The organism is Streptomyces sp. NPDC005574 (assembly GCF_040605435.1).
Lineage (GTDB): Bacteria > Actinomycetota > Actinomycetes > Streptomycetales > Streptomycetaceae > Streptomyces.
This window is the reverse complement of sequence record NZ_JBEXCW010000341.1, coordinates 1-1238: the sequence shown is the minus strand read 5'-3', so window position 1 is coordinate 1238 and position 1238 is coordinate 1. Positions and strand designations below refer to the sequence as shown.

The following is a 1238-nucleotide window of genomic DNA, read 5'->3' as shown; positions in this document are numbered from 1 at the left end:
AGTGACCACTCTCGTGCGACCCCATGCCTCCATCAACACACCGAAGAACGAAGCAGCTTGACAAATCATTGCAAAACATAACTTTCTGGCATTGACGTACAGCCACACGCAGTGGGAGATGATCTCTATTGGGTACGGGTGGCCCTTATTATGACGGCCGCGTGCTCGCCACGCGCGATCCCCTCCCCAGCATGATCAACCTGAAAGATCATTTCACGCATCAGCCAACGTGACAGTGCCTCTCCACCGGGTACCGGTGACCCTTGTACGACGGCGGTGTGGACGGCACCCCCCTCCCGGCGCAGCAACCCGAAGATCATCTCAATCCAGCCAACGTGACAGGGTCCAATCACAGTGGCACACCACGTCGTAAGCTGGCCGGGGCGCCCGAAGGAGGACACGATGACGACCGCATGGGACGCGCTCCCGCCCTGGATGCTGCCCCCCCGGCCGAGTGGGTGGGAGGCCGACGACCTCGACAACGCACCCGATCTCCCCCGACACACCGAGCTGATCGATGGAGCGCTGATCTTTATGATGTCCCCGCAGCGGTCCTGGCACGCCCGCGTCGTCACCCGACTTACGACGGCACTGGACGATCAGGCTCCCGAGGGATTCGTGATCGACCGGGAAATGACGGTCAAGCTGAACGAAAAGAACCGGCCCGAGCCTGATGTCCTTGCTGTCACCGTCCCATACGACCCGAACCGTACGCGCTACTTCCCCGACCAGGTCGCTCTTGCCGTCGAAGTCGTCTCAGACGAGTCCTCCGATCGGGACCGGTCGCTGAAGCCGTTCAAGTACGCGCAGGCGGGTATCCCGCACTACTGGCGTATTGAGGAAGAGAATGGCCTCCCCGTTATCCACACGTACGAGTTGGACGATACCACCCGCGCGTACGTCGCCACTGGCATTAACCGCGATCGCATGAAGACAGCGGTCCCTTTTGGCATCGACATCGACCTGCCCCGTCTCGTCTGTTGATCAGGGGCAGTTCCTCGATTGAAGCTTCCCCTTGATCGTGGACATCTGGACCTGAGTTCCGCAGTTGAGGTGGCGCTCTAGTACGCGAATATGGGGTTTGACCTGCGGATATGCTGGAGCACGCGCCGGATCGGCGTGTGTCTAGGCGAGGGTGTTCGTGCAGGTCAGTCCCCCTGATCCCTTCGGGTGCGCCTTGCCGGCGTGAAAACATGGCTGCGGCGCCTGCCCGCCGACGCCGGTAGCTCGTTGGGACG

1 protein-coding gene is annotated in these 1238 nt (G+C 61.4%); it reads left to right on the top strand.

The features are described from left to right. Positions 1 to 402 precede the first annotated feature (402 nt). Positions 403 to 984, top strand: a complete 582-nt coding sequence (locus ABZT03_RS44620; RefSeq protein ID WP_356050080.1) for a Uma2 family endonuclease — start codon at positions 403 to 405, stop codon at positions 982 to 984. The last annotated feature ends 254 nt before the right edge of the window (positions 985 to 1238 follow it).